This window comes from Flavobacterium alkalisoli (genome assembly GCF_008000935.1).
GTDB classification, from domain to species: Bacteria; Bacteroidota; Bacteroidia; order Flavobacteriales; family Flavobacteriaceae; genus Flavobacterium; species Flavobacterium alkalisoli.
Genome location: NZ_CP042831.1, coordinates 3,355,034 through 3,379,049 on the forward strand (window position 1 = coordinate 3,355,034; position 24,016 = coordinate 3,379,049).

Below are 24,016 nucleotides of genomic sequence, written 5' to 3' on the forward strand. Positions count from 1 at the left end.
GGCTGTAAAGCCTATTGGTTAAAATTCAAAATTAAAGCCTTTTTTAGTAAGCTTTTCATATATTTTCTGGTCAAACTCATAAAGCTTAGCAGCGCGATGCGATACGTCTTTCTGCTTCTCATCAAGCTGAACCAACAATTTCATTTTAAGTATTTTACGTCTGAAATTAGACTTATCCATCTCTATCCCTAAAATCTCCTCATAAAGTTTCATCAGTTCAAAAAGAGTGAATTTTTCAGGCAGTAGATTAAACCCTACAGGAGCCTGTCTTACACGGTTGCGAAGGTGCTCAAGGCTATAGTCTAAAATCTTATTGTGATCGTAAATAAGTTTTGGTATTTCACTTATTTTATACCATTTGGCATCCGATGCCGTAAAACCGGCCCTAACATTATAATCTTCACGTTTTATAAGGGCAAAATAACCAATGGTAATTACACGTCCTAAAGGGAAACGGTCGGGTTCACCAAATGCTTTAAGCTGCTCCAGGTAAATATCATCAAGTCCTGTTAAGTCACCAAGTAGCCTGTGTGCTGCATTATCAATACTTTCTTCCTCGCGTATCCATCCTCCGGGAAGACCCCATTCACCTTTTCGTATACCTTCTCCGTGCTGTACTAATAACACTTCCAGCATTCCTTTATCGAACCCGAATATAACACAGTCAATAGTGATTGAATTCATTACTGACCGTTCAACAATTCTTCCTGATTCTTTATCGATAATTTTTTTCACCCCTCATTTGTTTTAAAAACGCCAACGAATATAGGCATTTTTTTCAAAATGCTAATATCCGTTAATTTTTTTCGATTCTACCGCTATTAGTCCTAATATTTATTAAATGCAAATTTTTTTGGGTAATATTTTGTTAATAATAAAAATATGTTTTATACTTGTGGTCAAATAAACCATAAGTAAAAACGATATAGTAGTTTATGAATTCAACTAAAATAAATAAGAACAGTATTTATCTCATAACAGCAGTAGCCAGTTTAGGTGGTTTACTGTTTGGTTATGATACTGCAGTAATCTCGGGTGCTGTTGGCGCTCTTAATGATTTTTTTATAAGTGACTTATCAAACGATGTAGTTGCTGCATCATCAGCAATTACTGAGTTTAAAATTATTATCACGTTGTGTACTCTGGCAGTTATTGGTTTAACTGCCTCTTTTATTTTAAGATTTTACAAACGCAGTACTGCCTATGCAATAATTACAGCATTGGTAGTACTTGGAGGGGCTTTTTATTACTACCAGTTTTTAACTCTTCCTCCCGTGCTTACCGAAAATTTAAAGAACTCTATTTTAGGATTTATGGTAAGCAGTGCACTTGTAGGCTGTATTATTGGTGCTGCTGCAGGCGACAGGATTGCAAACTCTATAGGTAGAAGGAACGGGCTGCTGTTATCGGCGGCTCTTTTTATTATATCGGCGACAGGATCTGCTTATCCTGAGGTTATAAACATTTTCTTTGGCAGTAGCCTTACTTCATTTATCATTTACAGGATAATAGGTGGTATAGGTGTTGGGCTTGCCAGTATGCTTGCCCCTCTTTATATTGCCGAAATGGCTCCGGCTAACATTCGTGGTAAACTGGTATCATGTAACCAGTTTGCTATTGTAAGCGGTATGCTTATCGTTTACTTTGTAAACTACTTTATAGTAAAAGGCCAATCAACCGAATGGATTAATACAGACGGATGGCGTTTTATGTTCCTTTCAGAAAACATTCCGGCAACATTATTCTTCCTTTTCCTTCTTTTTGTTCCTAAAACACCTCGTTTCCAGGTAATGAAAGGTAAAGAGACAGAAGCTTCGAACATACTTGCCAAACTTAACGGACCTGAAAAGGCACAAAGCATACTACAGGAAATTAAAGGCTCATTTAATGTAAAAAAAGCACATTGGTTAACCTATGGCTGGACTATAGTAGTAATAGGAATATTACTTTCTGTTTTCCAACAGTTTGTAGGTATTAACGTAGTGCTTTACTATGCTCCCGAAATTTTTAAAGGAATGGGCTTAGGTACCGATGCTTCTATGATTCAAACAATAATTGTAGGTGCCATAAACATGCTGTTTACCATACTTGCAATCTTTACGGTTGATAACTACGGGCGTAAAAAGCTTATGCTTATAGGAAGTGTTGTAATGGCTATAAGTATGTTAGGCTTGGGTACTGTACTGTATTCACAGGGTAGCGCAACAATGTCCCTATTACTAATGCTACTTTATATTGCTGCATTTGCCATGTCCTGGGGTCCTATTACGTGGGTATTACTATCAGAAATATTCCCTAACAAGATAAAAGGTGTTATGGCCGTGGCCGTGGCCGCACAATGGCTTGCCAACCTTGTTGTGTCGTGGACCTTCCCTATGATGAACAATAACGAATCGCTTACACAAATGTTCAATCACGGCTTCTCCTACTGGATATATGGTGTTATGGCAGTATTGTCGGCACTGTTCATTTGGAAATTCGTTCCTGAAACCAAAGGGAAAACCCTTGAGGAAATGGAGCATTTATGGCAAAAAAACAAAACAGAATAATAATTATAATCTATTAATAAACAATGTATTTTCTAGGTATAGATTTAGGAAGTTCTTCAATTAAACTTTCGGTACTGGATGCCGAAAGCGGGACTACTATATCATCTGTAAGCGTACCTGATTTTGAAATGGAAATTGTCGCTCCCCAACATGGATGGGCTGAACAGGATCCTGAAAGCTGGTGGCAATATATAAAAAACGGAATTGGATTACTTAAAACAAAACGTAATACTGATATAAGTAAAATAGCCGGAATAGGCATTGCTTATCAAATGCATGGTCTTGTACTTACAGATGAGAATCTGAATGTTATAAGACCATCTATTATTTGGTGTGACAGCCGTGCTGCACAAATTGGTAATAGCATATACAACAGCATTGGTGCATTAAAATGCCAGGAACAGATATTAGGCAGTCCCGGTAACTTTACCGCTTCAAAACTTAAGTGGGTAAAAGATAATCAGCCGGAACTGTTTGAAAAAGCAAAATATATGATGCTTCCGGGCGATTATATTGCTGCCAAACTAACCGGAGTTGCACAAACAAGTACGTCTGGTTTATCAGAAGCTGCTTTATGGAACTTCCCGGAAGGCAGGTTAGCTACCGAAATACTGGATGCTATGGGAATATCTAAAGATATTATTCCTGAAATAGTGCCAAACTTTGGTAATCAGGCACAAATTAATCCTGAGGTAGCTACAGAATTAGGGCTTAACCCTAATGTAAAAATAACGTATCGTGCAGGCGATCAGCCAAACAATGCGTTATCGCTAAACGTATTAAAACCCGGGGAAATTGCAACTACAGCAGGTACATCGGCAGTGGTATATGCTGTTTCCCAAAGTGATATTTATGATGCAAATAATCGCATCAACACTTTCCTACACGTAAATAATGCTCCTGACGACAAGCACAACGGGGTTATGCTTTGCATTAACGGATCGGGTATTTTATATCAGTGGTTAAGAAAAATAATGTCGGCCGACAGACCCGAACTTATTTCCTATGAAACCCTTAATGCCGAAGCTGCAAAAGCACAACCGGGCAGCAAAGGGCTTCGCTTCTACCCTTTTGGTAATGGTGTGGAAAGAATCTTCAATAATAAGGAAGCAACATCGGGCATACAAAATCTGAATTTCAATATACACAGTTCACCACAACTGGTACGCGCAGCCTGCGAAGGAATTGTGTTTGCCATGAACTATGGTTTTGACGTAATGAAATCGATAGGTGCCGGTGGCGATATAGTACGTGCCGGAAAAGCTAACTTATTCCTAAGCCCCGTGTTTAGGGAAATTTTTGCCAATACTACACAAACTACGGTTGAGCTGTACAATACGTCGGGCGCTGAAGGTGCGGCACGAGGTGCTGCCTACGGTTACGGGTATTATGCTTCGCTGGATCAGGCTTTTGAAAAACTGGAATGCTTAGAGCGTATAGAACCAAACAGCGGCCTAACAGCACAGTATGCAGAGATATATAATGAATGGAAAATCAATATTAATATACAAGAATAAAATGGAGACAAGCACTCAAACTTTTTTTAAGAATATAGATAAAATCAAATTTGAAGGCAGAGAAAGCAACAATCCGCTTGCTTTTAAATGGTATGATGAAAATCGCGTAGTGGCAGGAAAAACACTAAAAGAACACTTACGTTTTGCCATGGCTTACTGGCATACGCTATGTAATACGGGAGACGATCCGTTTGGTGCTTCAACAGAAAGCCATGCATGGAACAAAAGCGAGAATGCAATTGCAAGAGCAAAAGATAAAATGGATGCCGGTTTTGAATTCATGTCAAAACTTTCTATTCCGTTCTACTGTTTTCACGATGTTGATATGGTAGATGAAGCCCCTACCCTTGCTGAGTTTGAAGAGCGAATCCAGATAATGGTGGAATATGCTAAACAAAAACAGGAGGAAACAGGTATAAAACTATTATGGGGTACTTCTAACCTGTTTACAAATCCGCGTTACATGAACGGGGCATCTACAAACCCTAATTTTGATGTGGTTGCCCATGCAGGTGCGCAGGCTAAAATTGCCATAGATGCGACTATAGCATTAGGAGGTTCTAACTATGTATTTTGGGGTGGTCGTGAAGGTTATATGAGCCTTTTAAATACCGATATGAAGAGAGAGCAGGATCACCTTGCCATGTTCTTAGGCACTTGCAGGGATTATGCAAGAAAACAAGGATTTAACGGTACTTTCCTTATCGAGCCTAAACCAATGGAACCTACAAAACACCAGTATGATTATGATGCTGCCACATGTGTAGGATTCATCAATAAATATGGTTTACAGGATGACTTTAAACTAAATCTTGAAGTTAACCACGCTACACTTGCAGGCCACACTTTTGAACACGAACTTCAGGTAGCTGCCAATGCAGGTCTTTTAGGCAGTATCGACGCTAACCGAGGGGATTATCAAAACGGTTGGGATACAGACCAGTTCCCTATCGATGTTTATGAAACTACTCAGGCAATGATGATATTCCTTCAAAGCGGGGGTCTTAATAACGGAGGTATAAACTTTGACGCCAAAGTACGCCGTAATTCAATCGATCTTGAAGATAAATTTATAGCACATATATCTGGTATGGACACTTTTGCCCGCGGCCTTATTTGTGCTGATCATGTACTTAAAAACACTAATTACTTACAATTACGCAAAGAACGTTATGAATCTTTCGATTCAGGCAATGGAGCAAGGTTTGAAAAAGGAGAGCTCACTTTAGAAAACCTTAATGAAATTGCCCGCAAAAACGGAGAACCAAAACCTATGAGCGGAAGGCAGGAATTATTTGAACAGATAATTGCCAACGCTTACTAGGAGAGCAAAAACAACGAACACTAACTAAACATTTAACTATTATGGAAAGTAAAAATTGTATTTCCTTTAAAATGCGCACATTTTGCTTGTCATTACTGTTTACAGTCTTTATGGCCCCTGTCGCTTTTGCACAGCAGGCTGTAACGGTAAAGGGGCAGGTTATTTCTTCTGATGATGGCCTGGGGCTTCCCGGGGTAAACGTTGTGGAGAAAGGAACCACTAATGCAATAAGTGCCGACATTGACGGAAACTATCAGATTAGCGTAAGTCCTGATGCTGTACTTGTTTTCAGCTATGTAGGCTTTGCCAATCAGGAAGTTTCGGTTAATGGGCAAACTACTATTAACATTACTCTTGAAAGTGCCGCTTCAGAACTGGACGAGGTAGTTGTAGTGGGTTACGGTACTCAAAAAAGGAAAGTTGCCTCTGCAGCTACTACAGTTGTTAGCGGTAAAGACCTGCAACAAACAAACAGTATAGATGCTGTGAGTGCCTTACAGGGTCAAAGCAGCGGTGTGTCTATTACGGCCACTTCAGGTCAGCCGGGCGCAGGTATGGTTGTAAACATCCGTGGTACCGGTACGGCGGGTAACAGTACACCTCTTTATGTGGTAGACGGTGTTGTTGTAGACAACGGTATCGGTTACCTTGATCCTTCTGCTATAGAAAGGATAGACGTACTTAAAGATGCTTCTGCTGCCTCAATATACGGCGCCAGGGCTGCAAACGGTGTAGTTTTAGTTACTACTAAAAAAGGTGCTCAGGGTAAAATTAATATTTCTTTTAACAGCTATACAGGTTTTCAAAATGCTTATAAAAAGCTGGACCTGCTTAATGCAAGGGAATATGCTACTATCATGAACGAAGCACGTGTAAACTCAGGGTTCGCCCCCCTTTACACACAAAGTCAGATAGATAACATGGAAAACCATGACTGGCAGGATGATTTATTTGCAGATAATGCCGTTAAACAAAACCACTCCTTGTTTATTAACGGTGGCGATACAAAAGCTACTTATGCAATGGGTCTTTCTTATTATGGTCAGGATGGTCTTATAGGAAGCCAAAGCAATCAGTCTCACTATGACCGTGTTACTTTTACACTTAACACAACTTACGACCTTGTAAAAGATCATCTTAAAGTAGGTGAAAACTTCTCTTTTGCAAGAACAAAAAGCAGTGGTGTGAAAGATGATGGTATTTATGGTAACTCTATAAGAGGATTTTTAAATACTCCGCCTAACTACCCTACTTTTGATGAGAATGGTGACTATGCTTCATCAGACATTAGTGCAGATATAACTAACCCAACAGGTTTATTATATTACGACAACTTTAATGAAACTAAAGCAAACCGCTTTGTAGGTAACCTGTTTGCTGAGGCAAGTCTAAAAGGTTTTACGTACAGAACAAGTTTTGGTCTAGATATAAACAACTCTAACTACCGTTCGTTTTTACCGGTTTACGAACTTTCTTCTGTTTCTTATAATACTATCTCTTCTGTTTCTCAAAACAACAATCAGGATTTTTCCTGGATTTGGGAAAATACCTTAAACTATAAAACTACAATAGCTGATAAGCATAATATTGATGTTTTAGCAGGTATATCAGCAAGAGAGAGAATTAACGAATACCAGAATGCTACAGGTAAAAATCTTACTTTTAATGATTTTGACCATGCTTACCTAAGCAATGCTACAAGCCCTCAGCAAAATACTGTTGCTGGTAGCCGCAGGGATTATAACATCCTTTCTTACTTTGGAAGATTATTATACGACTACGATAACAAATACCTGTTTACCGCAACAATAAGACGTGACGGTTCTTCAGAATTTGGTCCTAACAACAGGTTTGCAGTTTTCCCTTCATTCTCTGCCGGTTGGAACATAGACAATGAGGATTTCTTCCCTGAGGATGCTTTTGTTTCTGCTTTAAAAGTTCGTGGTAGCTGGGGTCAAAACGGTAACGACCAGTTCAATCAGGCGTTTGCTTATATGTCTACCATCAGCTCTTATGATAAAAACTACCACTTTGGTACAGGAGACAACGAAGTTCCGCTACCTGTAGGTTCAAGCCCTGATAATTTAAGTAACCCTAACCTTAAATGGGAAACTTCAGAGCAGCTTGACCTTGGTATAGATGCAACCTTATTCCGTAACTTTACATTAACTTTTGACTATTACGACAAAACTACTAAAGACTGGCTTGTACAAAAGCCAACACCTCTTATTGCCGGTGCTGCTGCTCCATATGTAAATGGTGGTGACATTAACAATAAAGGTTTTGAAATTGCCGCAGGATATACTGCAAATTTTGGAAGCGACTGGAGACTTACAGTTAACGCTAACTTCTCTCACAACAAAAATGAGGTTACACGTGTAGCTACAGAAAACGGAATAATAATGGGTGAATCAAACCTTTTATTCCAGGGTATTGACGAGATAAACAGAGTTGAAGAAGGACAGCCTATAGGTTACTTCTACGGATTACAAACAGACGGCATTTTCCAGAATCAGGCTGAAATTGATGCTTACGCTGCTAACGGCAACCCTATTCAGCCAAACGCACAGCCTGGTGACGTTAAGTTTGTAGACCGTAACGGAGATGGTGTTATTAATGCTGATGATAAAACGAACATTGGTGACCCTAACCCTGATTACTATTATGGACTTAATGTACAGTTAAACTATAAGGCTTTCGATTTCTCTTTATACACTTATGGTGCAGGAGGTTTCCAAAATGCATATGGTGTGAGAGACTACTCAAGACCTTTCTATAACTATACAACAGACATTTTTGACAGATGGACTGGAGAAGGTACTTCAAACAGCACTCCAAGAGTTACTTACGGTACCACACAAAACGGAAACTATACTAAATTTTCCGATCTTTATATACAGGATGCAGGATTCTTCAGAATAAAAACTGTTACTCTTGGATGTGACCTTGCTAAACTTACTGATGCTTTAAGTTTCTCTACTCAGTTTAGAGTTTATGCTTCTGTAAACAACCTGTTTACATTTACAAATTACAAAGGTCTTGACCCTGAGGTTGGATTTGGTAACGTAAACCAATCGTGGGCTAAAGGTGTGGATGTAGGGTACTACCCACAACCAAGAACTTTTATGATAGGACTTAGTGCTAACTTTTAAAAATAGCTGAGAAATGAAAAATTATATCAAAATATTCGCACTTACATCATTATTTGTATTGGGTTCCTGTTCAGATGATTTTATCAACAATGAACCTTATACAGATAAAGTTGAAGATAACTTTTACAAAACGCCTGAGGATGCTTTTGAAGGTCTTGTTGCCGTGTATGACGTTTTACAGAGAGAAGGTTACGGAGGTTGGTTACTTACAACCGAGATAGCATCAGACGATTGCTATGGAGGTTTTGGTACTGCCGATAATAACGTGTCTTTAGAATGGGACCGTTTCCAGTTCTCTTCTGATAAGGAAATGAACAAACCGGTTTGGGAAACCTGCTATATGGGTATTTACAGGGCTAACATCCTGCTTGAAAACATTGGCAATGTGGACTGGGGAAGTGATGAAGACCTAAAAGTAAGATATGAGGCCGAAGCCCGTTTCCTAAGAGCTCATTTTCACTTTGAACTTGCAAGGGTATTTGGTGATATCGTAGCATTAGACCATACTCTTACTGCAGACGAATTTGAATCTCCAAGATCTCCAGCAGAAGTAACTTATGCACTTATAGCAGAAGACTTTAAGTTTGCTGCCGATAATTTAGGTTCTGAAAACTACTCTCAGCCTTCAAATGCTAATTACGGACGCATTACAAAATGGGCTGCTGAGGCTTACCTTGCTAAAGCTTTCCTTTTCTATACTAATTACTACAATGCTACAGATCTTGCCGGTGTAGTGAGTAAATCGGAAGCTGTAACTTACATTAACGATGTTGTAAACAACAGCGGGCACGATCTTATTGGTGACTTTGCAAGCCTATGGGTTGCTTCAGCTTCATCACTTGAGGTTCCGTATGCAGGAGAAGGAAATACTGAAATGGTATTTGCTATAAGATACAACAGCACAGGTAACGGAGACTGGAACCTTCATGAAGGTAACCGTTTCCAGGTTAATATCGCTGTAAGAGGTGGTAATTTAGGCCCTTATGCTCAGGGATGGGGTGGTGCTACTGTAACACCTGCATTATTTAATGCATACCAGGCTGGTGATACAAGAAGAGATGCTACAATTATTGACTTTGCAGGTGAAGGCCTTGATTTTGATGCTGAAACCAGAGGACAAAGGCAATTTACAGGTTATGCATGGAAAAAATTCTGCCCTATTACTAACGAGGCTGGTGAAGGATTAGTTTCTGCAAACGGCGGAGATTTCCAGATAGACAACTACGAAGATTACCCTGTAATCCGTTTTTCTGATGTACTTCTAATGGCTGCCGAACTTAACCTTGATTCTAATGCCGGTTTTGCTCAAACATGCCTTGACAGAGTTAGAGAACGTGCATTTGGAGATGATACCCACAATGTTACTGCTTCAATGGAGAACATTATGACCGAAAGACGCTTAGAACTTGCTCTTGAAGGACAGCGTTATTTCGATTTGATAAGAAAAGGGATGAGCACTGCTAAAACTGCTATTGATGCTTCTGGTATGGGTGGTGAGTTTGATGTAAACTTCAGGACTGAAACTCAGGGTTGGTTCCCTATTCCACAGTCTCAGATATTACTTTCAAATGGTGCAATGCAACAAAATCCCGGTTGGAATTAATTATTAAAATTAAAAACTAACGATTATGAAAAATCTAGCAAAAATAATCACGGTATTTGCGGCTATAGGAATGATGTTTTCCTGCGAGCCTCAGGAAGACCGCGACAGCATGCCGGCATTAACACTGGCTCCTTCAGATTTAAATTTTTCTGTTACTCAGGATCCTGAAAATTCAAACCGCGTTATAATGACAAATAATACAGAGGGTATTATTCCTTACTGGAATTATGTTGATGCCCAGGGTAATGACTTAGGGCACTCTAACAAACATGAAACAAGTGTAATGTTTCCGTTTGCAGGTACATATACAGTTTATTTTACTGCCTACTCAAAAGGAGGTGCTATTGCTGCAGAACCGGTTGTGATAACTATAGATTCTAATAACGAAGAATACTTTAGTGATCCCGAATGGGGAATGCTTACAAATGGTTTAGACGGTAAAACATGGGAACTTGATTTTTATGACCCTATCGGGTGGGCTGGTCTTGACTTCCCTTATAACCCAAGCGGAAGCGACTATTGGAACTGGTTCCCTGATTATGCAGGAAACAGCTGGACAATGGAGGAAAAAGACTGGGGAGAAATGTATTTTAGCCTTGATGGTGGTTACATCTCCAGTGTAACACAAACTGCTTTAAATTCAAGTGCTCAAACAACTAAAGATGGCGGATTTACTTTTGATATAGAAAATCACAGCCTTTCTTTTACAGGCGGAGTTGAACTGCTTTACGGTGGAGATTACCATCCGGATGTTAGCAACTGGACAAGTGTAAAAGTTGTAGAGCTTAGCGAAAACTCTTTAAGACTTGCAGTTATTCGTGACCAAAGCCGTACCGGTGAAGGTGTGTGTCTAATTGTATTCCATTACAAGCCTAAAGAATAATTTAATAAATATCGGTAAGCAGCCCGGCTGTTTACCGATATTTTTATAAAAGAAAATGATATCCAAATATTTAAAATCAATACAATTATTTGCCGTAACAAGCTTACTTATGCTTGCTTCATGCGGAGATAAAAAGACTGATTTCAGTAATCGTGAAATAAGCTTTAACGAAAACTGGCAGTTTTACCTTAGCAATGACGGTAACGACACCATTGCGGCCAACACACAATGGAAAAACATTAATGTACCTCATGACTGGAGTATAGAACTTCCTTTTGACGAGAACAGTCCTGCCGGTATAGGCGGAGGTGCACTGAACGGTGGTTTGGGATGGTACAAAAAAATATTTAAAACAGCTGAAAAAGACAGTACAAAAGTTATCTCTATTGTTTTTGACGGAGTTTATATGAACAGTGATGTTTGGGTAAACGGACATCATTTAGGCAACCACCCTAACGGATATATAGGATTTGAATATAACCTTACCCCCTACCTTAACTATGGTGAAAAGGAAAACGAGATTCTGGTAAAGGTAAACAATGCAAAACAGCCTAACTCCCGCTGGTATTCCGGATCGGGTATATACAGGAATGTATGGCTAAAAACTACTGATAAGGCAAGCGTTACCCAATGGGGAACCTACATTACTACCCCTACCGTATCAGACAATGAAGCGATAATAAATATAGAAACCACTATAAAAAACGAATATCCTGAAGCCAAAGAGTTTACTGTAATAACTACCATTTTTAAAGAGAACAACAGAATCGCATCTATCTCTAAAAAAATTAATATAGCCGCAAAGGGAAAAGAAACCATCATAGGTGAGGCTTATATAACCTCCCCTGTTTTATGGTCAATTAAAAAACCGGAAATGTATACGGCTGTAACACAAGTTTCTTTAAACAATACTATAGTAGACGAATACAAAACACCTTTTGGTATAAGGACATTTGCTTTTGATTTAGAAAAAGGATTTCTGCTTAACGGCAAGCAGGTAAAAATTAAAGGTGTATGCCTGCACCACGATTTGGGTCCGCTAGGTTCGGCAATCAACACAAGAGCTATAGAGCGTCAGTTAGAAATAATGAAAGAAATGGGTGTAAACGGCATACGTACTTCACACAACCCTCCTGCTCCTGAACTGTTAGACCTTTGTGACAAAATGGGCTTTATAGTAATGGATGAGGCTTATGATATGTGGGCGCAATCTAAAACTCCGTACGATTACAGTAATTACTGGGACAAGTGGCACGTAAAAGATTTAGAAGACCAGATACTGAGGGACCGCAATCACCCAAGTGTGTTTATGTGGAGCATAGGTAACGAAATACCGGAACAATGGAATGAGAAAGGTGCTGAAATAGCCCGAGAACTGTCTGCAATTGTAAAAAGAATGGATGCTACACGTCCGGTTACGGCTGCTATGAATCCGCCAATAATTGTAAACAGTAACGAGGTAAGCATACAGTTTCAAAATACTGCCGATACGCCAAATGCTTTGGCAGCATCGGGAGCTCTGGATATCATAGGTTATAATTATGCACATCAAACCTACGAGAAGCATCCTGTAAACTTCCCTAAAGTTCCTTTTATAGCTACCGAGACTACTTCGGCACTGGCAACAAGAGGTTATTATGATACCAAGTCAGACACCGTTAAAATGTGGCCTAAGCGTTGGGACATTCCTTTCTATGAGGGCAATCCGGGAAATACGGTATCTGCTTACGATCAGGTTCAGGCACCTTGGGGCTCAACCCACGAGGCTACCTGGAAAATAATCAAAAAACACGATTACCTGTCGGGTATGTACATCTGGACAGGCTTTGACTATATAGGCGAACCTACCCCTTACCAGTGGCCATCTATCAGCTCTTACTTTGGTATAGTAGATCTTGCAGGCTTTCCTAAAGACGTTTACTACATGTACCAAAGTGAATGGACCGATAAAACGGTACTGCACATACTACCACACTGGAACTGGAAAGAGGGACAAACGATAGATGTTTGGGCTTACTATAACAACGCCGATGAAGTGGAACTTTACCTAAACGGGAAATCGTTAGGGAAACGCAGCAAACAAAATGATGACCTGCATGTAATGTGGCGTGTTCCATTTCAGGCAGGTACTATAAAGGCCGTGTCCCGAAAAGACGGTAAAACAGTATTGGAAAAAGAAGTAAAAACAGCAGATAAGCCTGCTGCCCTACAGCTTACTGCTGACAGGAAAGACATTAAGGCCGATGGTAATGACCTTTCGTTTATTACTGTTGATATTACTGATAACAAAGGCACATTTGCCGCCACTGCCAACAATGAAATTCATTTTAGCATAGAAGGTAACGGAAAGATTGTTGGCGTTTGCAGCGGAGATCCTGTAAGCCATGAGTCATACAAAGGCAGCAGTCATACCGCCCTAAACGGAAAATGCCTGGTTATTGTTCAGGCAGGAAAACAAGCCGGAACCATAAAGCTTACCGCCTCGGCAGACGGACTGCAAAAAGCAATCATTGAGATTAAAACATCGAGTGAAAAAGAATAATTATAACTAATGAAAAACAAAGTATTACAACTATCCTTAAGCCTGTTACTGGCATCAGCTTCCATACAGGGTGTTAGTGCGCAAATACAAAATGCGGCTGTACTTAACGCTCCTGTAGATGTAAGCACCGACTTTGAGAATTATGCCAATACCTTTTACTTTGCCGACGAACTGGTATCGTTTGACCCTAAAACAGGAAAAGGTACTGTAAAATATACACGCTATAACTATAAAACACGTCAGGCATTTAACAACATGATGATGAAGCCTGATACTGTGGCAGCAAATGAATTCCCTGCTACCGAATATGAGGCTGCTCCTGTGCTTCCTTTTAGTATAGAGTTTGTTTCAGAGCGTGCGGTAAGATTAAAAACCGCTTCCGGGCCACAATTCAATCAGCCTAAGGAATCGCTTATGCTCGTAGACGGTATAGCACCTAATCATCCTGAAGGGTGGAAATACAGCAAAACAACTACAGGTCATAAATACACAAGCAAATATGGTAGTGTAGAGATACAAACCAATCCGTGGCACGTAAAAATTTATGATGCAAAAGGTAAACTGCTTACCTCAACACTTCATAATTCAGATCTTCAAAATACTTATACCCCTGTTCTTCCTTACTCTTATGTTCGAAGAAACAGCGATTATTCCCGTAGTGTAGCTCCGGTATTCAGCCTTGAGCCGGACGAGAAGATATTTGGTTGTGGTGAATCGTTCACACAATTCAACAAACGCGGGCAAAAAGTGGTTTTATGGACAGACGATGCAAACGGTGTTCAGAATGAAACTATGTACAAACCTATTCCGTTTTACATGAGTAGCCGTGGATATGGTGTTTTTATGCACACCTCTACCCCTATTACGGTTGACTTTGGTAAATACTTTGACGGAGCCAACAAAATGATGATAGGTGATGATGTGGCCGACCTTTTCATTTTTATTGGTGAGCCTAAAGATATTCTTGATGAGTATACAGATCTTACAGGTAAAGCTTCTATGCCACCGCTATGGTCGTTTGGTTTCTGGATGAGCCGTATTACCTATTTCTCAGAAAAAGAAGGACGTCAGATAGCTAAAGATCTTCGCAAGAACAAAATACCAAGTGATGTTATCCATTTTGATACGGGATGGTTTGATGTAGACTGGAGAAACAATTATGAGTTTGCCTCAGAGCGTTTTGACGACCCGGCCAAAATGATGTCAGACATGAAAAAAGACGGCTTTAATGTATGCCTTTGGCAGCTGCCGTATTTTACGCCAAGAAACACCCTGTTCAACGAAATAGTAGATAACGGTTTAGCCGTTAAAGACAGAAAAGGCAATCTTCCTTATGAGGATGCTGTATTGGACTTCTCTAACCCGGAAACTGTAAAATGGTATCAGGCAAAGCTAAAACACCTTATGGATCAGGGAGTGGCAGTATTTAAGGTAGACTTTGGTGAAGCTGCCCCAGCCGAAGGTATTTACCACTCAGGCCGTACAGGCTTCTATGAGCATAACCTGTACCCTTTACGTTACAACAAAGCTGTAGCCGAGTTAACCCAAAGAGAAAAAGGATATACCCTTATATGGGCAAGAAGTACATGGGCAGGTAGCCAGCGTTACCCGCTACATTGGGGCGGTGATGCCGCTACAACAAACGGAGCTATGTCGGCTACATTACGTGGCGGACTTTCATTAGGGCTTTGCGGATTCAGTTTCTGGAGTCATGATGTGGGAGGTTTCGTTACCAAATCACCCGAAGATCTTTATAAAAGATGGACTCCGTTCGGTATGCTTACATCACACGTAAGAAGCCACGGTGAACCGCCTACAGAGCCTTGGTTATACAGTGAAGACTTCCTAAACTCATTCAGAAAAGCTGATAACATGCGCTATGAGCTGATGCCATACATCTATGCACAGGCTAAGGAAAGTTCAGAAAAAGGACTACCAATGATGCGTGCCCTGTTTGTAGAATATCCGCAGGACGCCGGATCATGGCTTATTGACAACGAGTATCTTTTCGGATCGGATATGCTTGTTGCTCCATTATTTGAGGAAGTAACAGAAAGAGATGTATACCTTCCGCCGGGACAATGGATAGATTATCAAACCAAAAAAATATATGAGGGCGGATGGCACAGGATTGCTGCCGGAGAGCTGCCTATTATAGTATTGGTTAAAAACGGTACAGCTATCCCTCATATAAAACTGGCTCAGTCTACAAAAGATATGGACTGGAGCAAAATTACCCTGAAAGTTTATGCTGCCGAAGGAACCACTACCGCAAATGCAAAAGTGTACCTTCCGGAAGGAGAAGCATTACAAAATATCACCCTTACTAAAAAAGGAAGCGGCTTTGAAGTGAACAGTAATCCGTTAAACGGGAAAACTGCTTTTAAAGCCGAGTGGATAAAGTAAATTAAGTTGTTTTGGGTTAGTTATTACTCATCCCGGGGACAGTTTTTAGACTTCCTGTCCCCGGTTTTATTAATTTTAAGCACATCTATTTTATATAATTATCATGACCTCAAGAAAACTATTAGTACCTGCCCTACTAGCCCTGCTTATAGCCGGCTGTTCAGAAACTAAAAATACAACGCACGAACTTGCATCGCCAAATGGTGATAACAAGATTACCTTCTCTTTAGACGGTTCGGTACCTACCTACACCGTTAACCATGAGAGCAAGGAAATCATTACCCCATCTGCTCTTGGATTTATCCTTAAAAATGAAGACCTGAGCAAAGATTTTGAATTGGTAGACGTACAAACCTCAACACACGACGATACGTGGGAACAGGTTTGGGGCGAAAAGAAAAATATAAGAAACCACTATAACGAAATGGTGGTTAAGCTTCAAAGCAAAGAAAAACACAATTTAGAAATACAGTTCCGTGCTTTTGATGACGGTGTGGCTTTTCGCTATGTATTCCCTAAACAAAATATAAAAGACAGCATCTTTATTATGGACGAGGTTACGGCCTTTAACCTTAAGGAAGACGGTAAAGCATGGTGGATACCTGCCTATCAGGAAAACCGCTATGAGTATTTGTATGAGGCTTCTCCGGTAAGTACTCTGGATGTGGTACATACGCCATTAACAATAGAAAATAAAGACGGAGTGGTAGTAAGCTTCCACGAAGCTAACCTGGTAGATTTTGCCAGTATGGTACTAAGGCATACTGATGGTTCTAACCTTAAATCGGAACTGGTGCCTTGGTCAGACGGTATAAAAGTTCGCACAATCGAAACATTTACTTCTCCGTGGAGAACCATACAGATAGGTGAAAAACCGGCTGACCTTATCACTTCTTACATGATATTAAACCTTAATGAACCTAATGCGTTAACCGATACATCATACATAGAGCCTTTTAAATATACAGGTATATGGTGGGGTATGCACATAGGTAAATACACTTTTTGGGAAAGTGAAACTCAGGGAGCAACTACAGCACACGCAAAGGAATATATAGACTTTAATGCAAAAGAAGGTATTAACTACCTGCTTATTGAAGGATGGAACAAAGGCTGGACTCCGGCTTGGTATGAAAACAGGATGCACATGTTCAGCTTTACTGAAAATGCCGATAATTTCGATCTTGAAAAAGTGGTTGAGTACGGTAAAAGCAAAGGTGTAAACATAATCGGTTATCACGAAACAGGCTCAAATCTTATTAACTATCTTAAGGAAATTGACGAAGGATTTGCGCTTTACAAACGTTTAGGCATACACAATGTAAAAATAGGACAGGTAGGTTCTAAACTAAATATGAAAGAATGGCACCACGGGCAGTTTGGTGTAAACTACTACCGTTATGTTCTTAAAAAAGCGGCTGAGTATGGTTTAGCCGTTAACTTCCACGAGCCTATAAAAGATACAGGAGAAAGACGTACTTATCCTAACATGATGGCTCGCGAAGGCTCTCGAGGTATGGAATATAATGCATGGAGCGAGGGTAACCCGCCAAGCCATGAAACTATCCTGCCGTTTACACGATTACTTTCAGGACCTATGGACTTCACTCCGGGTATACTTGATGTGGAAGTAAAACAGGGATATCCCGGTAAAAGAGTACATACAACAGCTGCAAAACAGCTTGCCCTATATGTTACCATCTACTCTCCTATCGAAATGCTTGCCGACCTTCCTGAAAACTACGAAGGTAACCCTGCATTCCAATTCCTTAAGGATGTACCTACAGATTGGGATGATACAAAAGTACTTAACGGGGAAATTGGCGAATACATCACTACTGCACGTAAGGACATTAAGAGTGCCGACTGGTATTTAGGAAGTATTACTAACGAGAAAGCCCGTGACCTTGAGGTAAACCTAGACTTCCTTGATGCAGATGCTCAATATGAAGCTCAGATTTATGCTGATGCCGAAGGAACTGACGAGACTCACAACCCTGATAAGGTAAGCATTACAAAACAAAACGTTACAGCAAAAGATAAACTAACCCTTAAACTTGGTGCATCGGGTGGTGCAGCTATAAGGTTTAAAAAACTGTAAGTAATGAATAAGTATTGTTTATACTTTTTATTATTAATAACAACACCATTAGCCGCACAGCAAAAAGGCTATCAGTACCCTTTTCAAAATCCGGGTCTGGATACCGAGAAGCGTATTGATAACCTGCTGTCGCTAATGACACTGGATGAAAAGGTAAAAGCTTTAGGCACCAATCCTTCAATACCCCGACTTGGAGTTAAAGGTACGGGGCATGTGGAAGGCCTTCACGGACTTGCTTTGGGCGGGCCCGGCGAATGGGGCGGCAAAAACCATGAACCATTACCTACTACCACATTTCCTCAGGCGTATGGTCTGGGAGAAACATGGGATACCGAACTGCTGCAAAAAGTTGCTGAGGTTGAGGGAATGGAAACCCGCTTTGCCTATCAGCACTATAACCGTGGCGGACTCGTAGTTCGAGCCCCTAATGCCGATTTGGCAAGAGACCCAAGATGGGGACGTACCGAAGAAAGCTACGGAGAAGATGCCTTTTTTAACGGAACCATGACCGTAGCCTTTGTAAAAGGTTTACAGGGAGATAATGAAAAATACTGGCAAACAGCTTCGCTAATGAAGCATTTTCTTGCCAACAGTAACGAGGACGGCCGTACCTATACCTCATCTGATTTTGATGAAAGGTTATGGAGAGAGTATTACTCCGTTCCTTTCAGGATGGGTGTTATGGAAGGTGGTTCGCGTGCCTATATGGCTGCCTACAATAAGGTAAACGGTATTCCTGCAATGGTACACCCCATGCTTAAGGATATTACGGTTAAGGAATGGGGACAAAACGGAATCATCTGTACTGATGGCGGTGCTTTCGGGTTATTGTTATCAGACCATAAATACTATGAAGATAAGTTTCTGGGAGCTGCCGCTACTATAAAAGCAGGTATCAACCAGTTTCTTGATGAATTTACCGAAGCCGTATATGGAGCAATTTCCAACGGTTATCTTACTGAAAAAGAAATAGACGAAGTATTGCGAGGCGATTATCGTGTTATGATAAAGCTGGGTATGCTGGATCCATCAGATAATAATCCCTATGCAAAAATAGGGCTTGATAAGGATGCTAAAGATCCGTGGTTAAGTGAGAGCCATAAAAAACTGGCACTGGAAACTACACGAAAATCAATCGTACTATTAAAGAATGATCCCGCCAAACAACTACTTCCTTTAAATAAAAGCAATATTAAACGTATTGCCGTAGTCGGTCAGTATGCCGAAGATGTTTATCTGGACTGGTATAGCGGTACCCCGCCGTATAAAGTGAGTCCGTTACAGGGCATAAAAAATAAAGCGGGTGAAAATATTGAAGTAACTTTTGCTAAAAACAATGCCGATGGTAAAGCTGCTAAAACTGCAGCCGAGGCAGATGTGGTAATTGTAATAGCAGGTAATCACCCTTATTGTGATGCCGGCTGGGCAGACTGCCCTGTACCAAGCAATGGTAAAGAAGCAGTAGACAGGCAGGCCTTAACTCTAGAGCAGGAAGACCTTATAAAGGTAGTATATCAAAGTAATCCTAATACTGTGGTAGTGCTTCAAAGCAGTTTCCCTTATGCCATTAACTGGACACAGGAAAACGTTCCGGCAATAGTACATATAACACACAACAGTCAGGAAATAGGAAATGCCCTTGCCGATGTGTTGTTTGGCGATTACAATCCGGCAGGAAGGCTTACCCAAACATGGGTTAAGGATATTACCAATCTTCCTTCCCTTTTGGATTACAACATCCGTAACGGTCGTACCTATATGTACTTTAAGGGAGAGCCGTTGTATGCTTTTGGATACGGATTAAGCTATACTTCTTTTGCTTATAAAAACATAGAGACCAATAACGAGACTTTATCTAAAAACGGAGAACTTGATGTAAAAGTAACGGTTAGCAATACCGGAAAAAGAGATGGTGAAGAAGTGATTCAGCTTTATGTTAAGCATCTTAACTCTAAAGTGGAACGACCTATACAGGAACTAAAAGCCTTTAAAAGAGTAGCTATAAAAGCAGGTGAAACAAAAACGGTTTCCCTAACACTAAGGGCCAAAGACCTTGAATACTGGAATACGGCAAAACAACGCTTTGAACTGGAACCGGAGGACATTGAAATTTTAGCAGGTGGCTCATCAGATGCTACCGTACTGAAAAAACAGATTACGATTAAAAAATAATATACCGCATATATGAATAATAAGATTTTATGCCTTTCGGCTGCATTGATACTTACAGTGGTATCCTGCAAAGATGATAAAACAGCAGATGTTACCGCTTCTACAGAAACGGTAAACACCTACACTGGTACTCCTATGAGTGATGAGTATGATGCAAAAATAGACTCTATTGTAGGGCAAATGACCCTTGAGGAGAAAATAGGCCTGTTGCATGGGTATAGTATGTTTACAAACGAAGGTGTGGAACGCCTTGGTGTACCTGAAGTACACATGGCAGATGGCCCGTTAGGTATCCGTGAGGAACTTCAGCGTATGAGCTGGGCTCCTCTTGGGCTGGATAATGACTTTGCTACCTACTACCCTGCCGGTGCCGGACTTTCGGCAGCATGGAGCCCTGAGTTGGCACACACCTTTGGCAGAAGCATTGGCGAAGAAGCACGTGCCCGTGGTAAGGATGTATTGCTTGCGCCTGCTTTCAATATCATCCGTACTCCACTTGGAGGCCGTACTTATGAGTACATGACCGAAGACCCGTTCCTTAACAAGACACTTATTGTTCCTTATGTGGTAGGTGTTCAGGAAAACAACGTAGCGGCATGTATTAAGCACTATGCGGCAAACAACCAGGAAACAAACCGTGGTACTGTAGATGTACTTATGGACGAGCGTACCCTACGTGAAATATACCTTCCGGCTTTTCATGATGCTGTTGTTAAGGCTAATGCTTACAGCGTTATGGGAGCTTACAATAAATTCCGTGGAGACTATCTGTGTGAAAACCGATATATGCTTCAAAACATCCTTAGGGATGAATGGGGCTTTAAAGGTGTTGTTATATCAGACTGGGATGCGGTACATACTACCAAAAAAGCCCTTGAAGCAGGAACTGATCTTGAAATGGGCACCAACGCCCCCTCATTCAGTGAATTCTGGTTTGCCAACCCTCTTCTAAAAGCAGTTAAAGAAGGTACAGTTTCTGAAGCTGAAGTAGACAAACATGCCAAAAGAATACTTAAGCTGTTATTTAATGTTAAGGCAATGGGTAATACCGATAGCCGTGCTAAAGGGAGCCTGGCTACCGAAGCGCATTATAAAGATGCTTATAACATTGCAGCAGAATCTGTAGTGCTTCTTAAAAACAACGAAAACCTGTTACCTCTAAATACTAAAGAAGTTAAGAGTATTGCTGTTATTGGAGCCAATGCTACTGCCAAACACTCTCAGGGAGGTTTTGGTGCCGGTGTAAAAACCAAGCGTGAGGTTACTCCTCTTGAAGCGCTAAAGGCTAAACTTCCACAATCGGTTACTATTAATTATGCCGAAGGTTACAAAACCCTGTTTAAGCCTAAAAAGGAAATGAAGTTTGGAGAAGTAACACAGGAAGCTAAAGAAACCATTACTGACTTAGACCCTGCTATGGTGACAGAGGCTGTAGAGGCTGCTAAAAAATCGGATGTTGTTGTACTTTTTGTAGGTGCAAACCGTGATTATGAAACAGAGGCTAGTGACCGTATCGATCTTAGCCTGCCTTTCGGACAGGAAAAACTTATTGCTGCCGTAAAAGCTGCTAACCCAAAAACTATTGTGGTATTTGTTGCCGGAGCTCCTTATGATATTAATAGTGTAGAAAAAGAAAACTCAACTATCGTGTGGAGTTGGTACAACGGATCGGAAGGAGGAAATGCACTTGCTGACATATTATTAGGTACTGTTAATCCATCGGGTAAACTACCTTGGACAATGCCTAAACAACTGGCAGACTCTCCTGCTCATGCTACAAACAGTTTCCCGGGTACAGAATCGGTTACTTATAAAGAAGGAATCCTTATAGGGTACCGTTGGTTTGATACTAAAAACGTAGAGCCTCTATATCCGTTTGGTTATGGCTTATCGTATTCTACTTTCAAATTAGAGAATGCTAAGGCAGATAAAAAATCATACAAAGAAGATGACACCATTACTGTTACTGTTGACGTTAAAAACACCGGAAAACAGGATGGTAAAGAGGTAGTACAGCTTTATGTTTCTAAAGCAGAATCGGCTGTTGAGCGTGCTGCAAAAGAGCTTAAAGGGTTCAATAAAGTAATGATTAAGGCCGGAAATACTGAAAAAGTAAACATAAAAGTACCTGTAAAAGAACTTGCTTACTACGATGAAAACAGCAAAGGCTGGGTAGTGGAAAAAGGCAACTATACCTTTAAACTGGGTAACTCAAGCAAAAACATAACTCAGGAAGTAACGGTAAACGTTGAATAACATTAGTTATGATAAAACGTAATCTATTATACCTGTTAACCTTTGTTGCCCTTACGGCCTGTTCTGATAAAAAGAAAGAAGGGCAGTCGGGTCCATATCAGCCAAACTGGGAATCGATGAAAGAGCATGATGCAACTGCCGAGTGGTTTAAGGATGCCAAGTTTGGTATTTACGCCCACTGGGGAGTCTTATCGGTCCCTGCTTATGCTAACGACTGGTATGCGCGCCTTATGCACGTTGAGGGAAGCGAAGAGAACAAACATCATGTTGAAACTTACGGACAGCCATCTGAATTTGGGTATCATGATTTTGTACCTATGTTCAAGGCGGAAAACTTTAATGCTGAAGAATGGGCCGACCTGTATGTACAGGCCGGTGCCAAATTTGGCGGTATAGTTGCCGAGCACCATGACGGATGGGCTAACTGGGACAGTAAGATAAATCCGTGGAATGCTAAAGGCATGGGGCCTCACAGGGATCTTGTAGGTGAACTGGAAAAAGCCATTCATAGTAAAGGATTAAAATTTGTTACATCCTTCCACATGGCACGTAACCTTCAAATCAATAAGGACAATCCTGATAAATGGCTGGATGATGAGTCTTATTTCCCGTATAATCCAAATATGCCTACCTCATCTACAGATCCTAAACTTGCCAAACTATACGGCAATATACCTAAACAGCAGTTTTACCGCGAATGGTTAGGACAACTGGAAGAAGTGGTAGACAACTACTCCCCTGATCTTATCTACTTTGATGGCAAGCTTACTAAACTGCCCGATACACTTAAAGCTCAGTTTGCAGCTTATTACCTTAATCATGCGGCTAAAGAAGGCAAACAGGTTATTATTACACACAAGGAAGGCGAACTTCCTAAAAGTGTAAGTATTGAAGACTTTGAAAAAGGACGGATGAATCATATTACCGAAGAGTTTTGGTTAACGGATGAAACAGTATCTGTAGGAAGCTGGAGCTATACTAACGACCTGCAGCTTAAAACAGCTGATGATATTGTAGACATCCTTGCTGATATCGTAAGTAAGAATGGTGCTTTAATGCTTAATATATCACCTATGGCAAATGGTACCATACCACAAAACCAAAAGGACATACTTTTAAGTATAGGCCAATGGCTAAAGGTAAACGGAGAAGCTATTTACGGTTCACGTACCTGGAATGTTTTTGGCGAGGGCCCTACCAGGCAGGTAAAATCGGGAATGTTCCTTGATAAGCTTACCTATACTGCCCAGGATGTACGCTATACCCGCAAAGGAAATACCGTATATGCAATAGTACTGGGATGGTCGGGTGAAAATACCGAAGTAACCTTAAAATCGTTTACTAAGGAAGTACTTGAAGGTAATGTACCTACAGTTAAGTCAGTATCAGTACTGGGATCAAATGAAAAAATTGATTACAGTATGGATGACAAGGGGCTTCATTTTAAAACCCCTAAGCAAAAAGTTGACGACAAAGCTTTTGTTTTAAAAATAATTACCCAATAAAAAAGA

At 40.5% G+C, this 24,016-nt stretch carries 13 protein-coding genes; 12 read left to right on the top strand and 1 reads right to left on the bottom strand.

Annotated features, from left to right (window positions below; genetic code table 11):
* Window positions 1–18: 18 nt before the first annotated feature.
* Window positions 19–684 (bottom strand): NUDIX hydrolase, encoded by a 666-nt coding sequence (locus tag FUA48_RS15110; RefSeq protein WP_147585015.1) that lies wholly within the window; start codon window positions 682–684, stop codon window positions 19–21.
* A 251-nt stretch (window positions 685–935) separates the two neighbouring features.
* Between FUA48_RS15110 and xylE the strand changes: the two genes are divergently transcribed.
* From xylE to FUA48_RS15170, 12 genes are all read left to right on the top strand, one after another.
* Entirely contained in the window at window positions 936–2,549 is a 1,614-nt protein-coding gene (gene xylE / locus FUA48_RS15115; RefSeq protein WP_147584303.1) for a D-xylose transporter XylE, read from the top strand.
* 23 nt (window positions 2,550–2,572) lie between these two features.
* Complete coding sequence (locus tag FUA48_RS15120) at window positions 2,573–4,066, top strand: xylulokinase (RefSeq protein WP_147584304.1); 1,494 nt, start codon at window positions 2,573–2,575, stop codon at window positions 4,064–4,066.
* Between the two features lies 1 nt (window position 4,067).
* A complete protein-coding gene (xylA, locus tag FUA48_RS15125; RefSeq protein ID WP_147584305.1) occupies window positions 4,068–5,390 on the top strand; it encodes a xylose isomerase in 1,323 nt (440 codons plus the stop codon).
* A 41-nt stretch (window positions 5,391–5,431) separates the two neighbouring features.
* Window positions 5,432–8,542, top strand: a complete 3,111-nt coding sequence (locus tag FUA48_RS15130) for a SusC/RagA family TonB-linked outer membrane protein (protein WP_147584306.1) — start codon at window positions 5,432–5,434, stop codon at window positions 8,540–8,542.
* Between the two features lie 13 nt (window positions 8,543–8,555).
* Complete coding sequence (locus tag FUA48_RS15135) at window positions 8,556–10,145, top strand: RagB/SusD family nutrient uptake outer membrane protein (protein ID WP_147584307.1); 1,590 nt, start codon at window positions 8,556–8,558, stop codon at window positions 10,143–10,145.
* A 25-nt stretch (window positions 10,146–10,170) separates the two neighbouring features.
* A complete protein-coding gene (locus tag FUA48_RS15140; RefSeq protein ID WP_147584308.1) occupies window positions 10,171–11,028 on the top strand; it encodes a hypothetical protein in 858 nt (285 codons plus the stop codon).
* A 109-nt stretch (window positions 11,029–11,137) separates the two neighbouring features.
* Entirely contained in the window at window positions 11,138–13,570 is a 2,433-nt protein-coding gene (locus FUA48_RS15145) for a glycoside hydrolase family 2 TIM barrel-domain containing protein (RefSeq protein WP_240732488.1), read from the top strand.
* A 9-nt stretch (window positions 13,571–13,579) separates the two neighbouring features.
* Window positions 13,580–15,976 carry a glycoside hydrolase family 31 protein gene (locus FUA48_RS15150; RefSeq protein ID WP_147584310.1) on the top strand — a complete coding sequence of 799 codons (2,397 nt, stop codon included), beginning with the start codon at window positions 13,580–13,582 and terminating at the stop codon, window positions 15,974–15,976.
* A 103-nt stretch (window positions 15,977–16,079) separates the two neighbouring features.
* The gene (locus FUA48_RS15155; RefSeq protein WP_147584311.1) at window positions 16,080–18,077 is read left to right on the top strand and encodes a glycoside hydrolase family 97 protein; all 1,998 of its coding nucleotides are present in this window, start codon (window positions 16,080–16,082) and stop codon (window positions 18,075–18,077) included.
* A gap of 3 nt (window positions 18,078–18,080) precedes the next feature.
* Window positions 18,081–20,249, top strand: a complete 2,169-nt coding sequence (locus FUA48_RS15160) for a glycoside hydrolase family 3 C-terminal domain-containing protein (protein WP_147584312.1) — start codon at window positions 18,081–18,083, stop codon at window positions 20,247–20,249.
* A 12-nt stretch (window positions 20,250–20,261) separates the two neighbouring features.
* On the top strand, window positions 20,262–22,505 hold the full coding sequence (locus tag FUA48_RS15165) for a glycoside hydrolase family 3 C-terminal domain-containing protein (RefSeq protein ID WP_147584313.1): 2,244 nt from the start codon (window positions 20,262–20,264) through the stop codon (window positions 22,503–22,505).
* Between the two features lie 8 nt (window positions 22,506–22,513).
* Window positions 22,514–24,010 (top strand): alpha-L-fucosidase, encoded by a 1,497-nt coding sequence (locus FUA48_RS15170; RefSeq protein ID WP_168196997.1) that lies wholly within the window; start codon window positions 22,514–22,516, stop codon window positions 24,008–24,010.
* Window positions 24,011–24,016 lie beyond the last annotated feature (6 nt).

What these genes read in the sequence shown, in the direction of transcription:
- FUA48_RS15165 (WP_147584313.1), top strand. Translation starts at nt 20,262, where the DNA reads ATGAATAATAAGATTTTATGCCTTTCGGCTGCATTGATACTTACAGTG.
- FUA48_RS15155 (WP_147584311.1), top strand. Translation starts at nt 16,080, where the DNA reads ATGACCTCAAGAAAACTATTAGTACCTGCCCTACTAGCCCTGCTTATA.
- FUA48_RS15150 (WP_147584310.1), top strand. Translation starts at nt 13,580, where the DNA reads ATGAAAAACAAAGTATTACAACTATCCTTAAGCCTGTTACTGGCATCA.
- FUA48_RS15160 (WP_147584312.1), top strand. Translation starts at nt 18,081, where the DNA reads ATGAATAAGTATTGTTTATACTTTTTATTATTAATAACAACACCATTA.
- FUA48_RS15145 (WP_240732488.1), top strand. Translation starts at nt 11,138, where the DNA reads ATGCTTGCTTCATGCGGAGATAAAAAGACTGATTTCAGTAATCGTGAA.
- FUA48_RS15170 (WP_168196997.1), top strand. Translation starts at nt 22,514, where the DNA reads ATGATAAAACGTAATCTATTATACCTGTTAACCTTTGTTGCCCTTACG.
- xylE (WP_147584303.1), top strand. Translation starts at nt 936, where the DNA reads ATGAATTCAACTAAAATAAATAAGAACAGTATTTATCTCATAACAGCA.
- xylA (WP_147584305.1), top strand. Translation starts at nt 4,068, where the DNA reads ATGGAGACAAGCACTCAAACTTTTTTTAAGAATATAGATAAAATCAAA.
- FUA48_RS15135 (WP_147584307.1), top strand. Translation starts at nt 8,556, where the DNA reads ATGAAAAATTATATCAAAATATTCGCACTTACATCATTATTTGTATTG.
- FUA48_RS15130 (WP_147584306.1), top strand. Translation starts at nt 5,432, where the DNA reads ATGGAAAGTAAAAATTGTATTTCCTTTAAAATGCGCACATTTTGCTTG.
- FUA48_RS15120 (WP_147584304.1), top strand. Translation starts at nt 2,573, where the DNA reads ATGTATTTTCTAGGTATAGATTTAGGAAGTTCTTCAATTAAACTTTCG.
- FUA48_RS15110 (WP_147585015.1), bottom strand. Translation starts at nt 684, where the DNA reads ATGAATTCAATCACTATTGACTGTGTTATATTCGGGTTCGATAAAGGA.
- FUA48_RS15140 (WP_147584308.1), top strand. Translation starts at nt 10,171, where the DNA reads ATGAAAAATCTAGCAAAAATAATCACGGTATTTGCGGCTATAGGAATG.